Source organism: Ochrobactrum sp. S1502_03, assembly GCF_044435015.1.
Classification (GTDB): domain Bacteria; phylum Pseudomonadota; class Alphaproteobacteria; order Rhizobiales; family Rhizobiaceae; genus Brucella; species Brucella chromiisoli.
In genome coordinates this window covers 1-2,583 of the sequence record NZ_JAYEXN010000076.1, presented here as the reverse complement: position 1 = coordinate 2,583, position 2,583 = coordinate 1, and the positions used below count along the sequence as shown (strand labels likewise).

The following is a 2,583-nucleotide window of genomic DNA, read 5'->3' as shown; positions in this document are numbered from 1 at the left end:
TCCAACTATAGGGTTCCCTACATCAATAATCTATTACGAGCGACAGAATCGAGAATACGGTGAGACGAAATACACAATTCGTAAAATGCTCGGCCTTGCTATCAATGGTATAACATCCTTTTCGGTAACGCCGTTGAGACTGGTTACTGTTTTAGGGCTTGGTGTCAGCGCTGCAGCGTTCGTTGCAGCCTTCTGGGTGGTCTTTGTAAAAGTGTTTTATTTTGGTCACGCTGTACCCGGTTGGGCATCGACTGTAATCCCTATCCTATTTTTAGGTGGCATACAGCTACTATGCCTAGGAATTATCGGGGAGTACATCGGCAAGATATATCTTGAAGTCAAAAGACGCCCCCGTTTTATTATTGATAGAATACACAACGCCAAGTAATATATTATGGAAAAATTTAAATTGTCAAAAAATACTGGGCCTCTTAATGGAACTTTACTCATCTTTTCATTTGCTATTTTAATCTCTACTTACCTTCCATTTCTGAATTTGTCTGTGTACGGCCACGATGAAGTACACTACTATTATAGTTTTTATTTTAAATTTATAGAAGAAGGTCGCTGGATTAATTATTATGCCCACAAGCTGCTCAGATCTATTCCGCTCCCCTTATTTTTGATCGTTTACATTTCCACCTCTATTATATTTCTATATAATATTTTTCGCTTAATGACTTCAATACCGGGCTACGCCGTCCTTGCTTCTACTGCCGTTGTGGTATCTCCACCTTTTGTTCAGCAAAGCCTGTGGCCCGCTACGACTTCGCCTGCCTTGTTATGTTTATTGCTCCTGCAGAAAATGCGCCAAAAGAATTTTAATCACCGTTTAATTTACTGCCTAGGAGGCATAACTTTATTTGGCGCGATGCAGAATTTTTATTTTTTGCTCCCGTTAATATTCCTTGATAGTTTTCAGCCCGCCCGGAACAACGCGTTAAAAGCCGCGATCAATCATATTGTGTGGTGGGTGATTGGAAGCTTTTTGGGCGCCGCTTTTATGCTGAGTATCGTATATCTAAGATCTGGTCAAATCGGGCTTAAAATTGCAGATTGGCGGCAGACGAATCCTATAAGGGATATAGGGTCTTTTATTGACAACGCCACTTTTTCCATTGCTAGCTTATTTCAAAATTTTTTAGATTTAACGTTATATAACGATGGAAAACTTTACATCATAATATTTATGCTCACAATTACGATGCTAAATTTTTACCGATCTAGAAATATATATTGCTTGTACTCAGTTGTATCCGCAGTGTACGCATCTTATTTTGTGTTTAACATTGTTCTAGGGGCGCCTATTTATACCCGCAGTTTGGAAGCCGCAGCTGCTGCAATAGTTATATTGTTATTTTCATTCTTTGATAAGAAAAAGATTGCTTTTATAATATCGGTGTGCGCTATCTCGTCACTCATGTTCAATTTTCATTTAAAAGGAAGAGAGTATCTAACCGCGCATAGAGACGAAACGAGTTTCTTTTATAATAAGATTTATGGACTTATACCATTCCCACCCCGTAATATCCATGCGATTGCCCTCCAAGGGACTATGACACCGGATGCTGCATCTGCTGCTTTCTTTAATAACGCTCCCCGAATGCACGCAATTGCGCTAGCTCTTGGTTCGGACGACTTTTGGGATTGCAGACAAGCTCATCCTTCGTGTTCGAAAATTACAACAAGGGAATTCCTTTCCACTACCAGCTTAGAAAAGGGCGAACTCTCATTATACAAGACGAATCTGGATAAGGTCTTATACTTGGAATTCAGCCAATCTGAATAGATAAAATTCGTTCTTACGCTATCCACATTCGTATGTTAGCTGCCAACGAAGAGTGTCACCGCTCGTCCATGTGTGAGGTGTAGTTGCCCCTACGGCAACTCCACTAGCTGTAGCGAACTGAACGAAGGAAGCCCCTCCCTCCGTATAGACTTGTATATCTCTGTTATAGGCACTGCCTGATACAGCAGCTGATCCCATCCAAAAAAATCCAGCCCGACTTTTAGCTGGTACAGGTAATAATACACGGAAGCCGCCTGACCCATAAGACGAGGTTGAACCGAAGCTTACCACACCATGTATCGTTATTGTGTTTCCATTTCGCTTATACCATGCCGCCGAATAGCCGTTTCCGATTGAAGCGCCGCCGCCTTGTGACGAAAAAGTTGCGACGTAATCAATCCATTCAGGGAATGCTTCAAATTCATATTTTACTGTTGTCCCTGTAAGTGTCACCCCTAAATTTGTTATGGAGTTTGGGCCTACCCTAACCTCAGCGCAGTTATGCACCTCTATAGAAGCATTGAATTCTAAACTGTTTCCTTCAATTACAATTCCTGAACATGTGTCTAGTCTACCTGCGCCCCCGGTTGGAACACCACCACGCCCCCCGAAAAAATCGTTGTATACAATAGAAACACCCTCACAGCTGTCGGTGAGTAGAAAATTGTAAGCGGCGCTGCCCTCAAAATAGCAAGATGTTGGTTTTCACGCGGAACTGAGCCGGTTTTTTCACCGAGAATTGAGCCACCTTCGAGTATGTTTTTCAGATCATGGTTTGGTCAAGGGATTGGGTT

At 41.9% G+C, this 2,583-nt stretch carries 1 protein-coding gene and 1 pseudogene; both read left to right on the top strand.

Annotated elements, in window-relative coordinates; genetic code table 11:
- A pseudogene (locus tag VBH83_RS19215) lies at window positions 1-388 on the top strand (glycosyltransferase); the annotation flags it as partial.
- A 6-nt stretch (window positions 389-394) separates the two neighbouring features.
- Window positions 395-1,789 carry a hypothetical protein gene (locus tag VBH83_RS19210; protein WP_396999079.1) on the top strand — a complete coding sequence of 465 codons (1,395 nt, stop codon included), beginning with the start codon at window positions 395-397 and terminating at the stop codon, window positions 1,787-1,789.
- The last annotated feature ends 794 nt before the right edge of the window (window positions 1,790-2,583 follow it).

What these genes read in the sequence shown, in the direction of transcription:
- VBH83_RS19210 (WP_396999079.1), top strand. Translation starts at nt 395, where the DNA reads ATGGAAAAATTTAAATTGTCAAAAAATACTGGGCCTCTTAATGGAACT.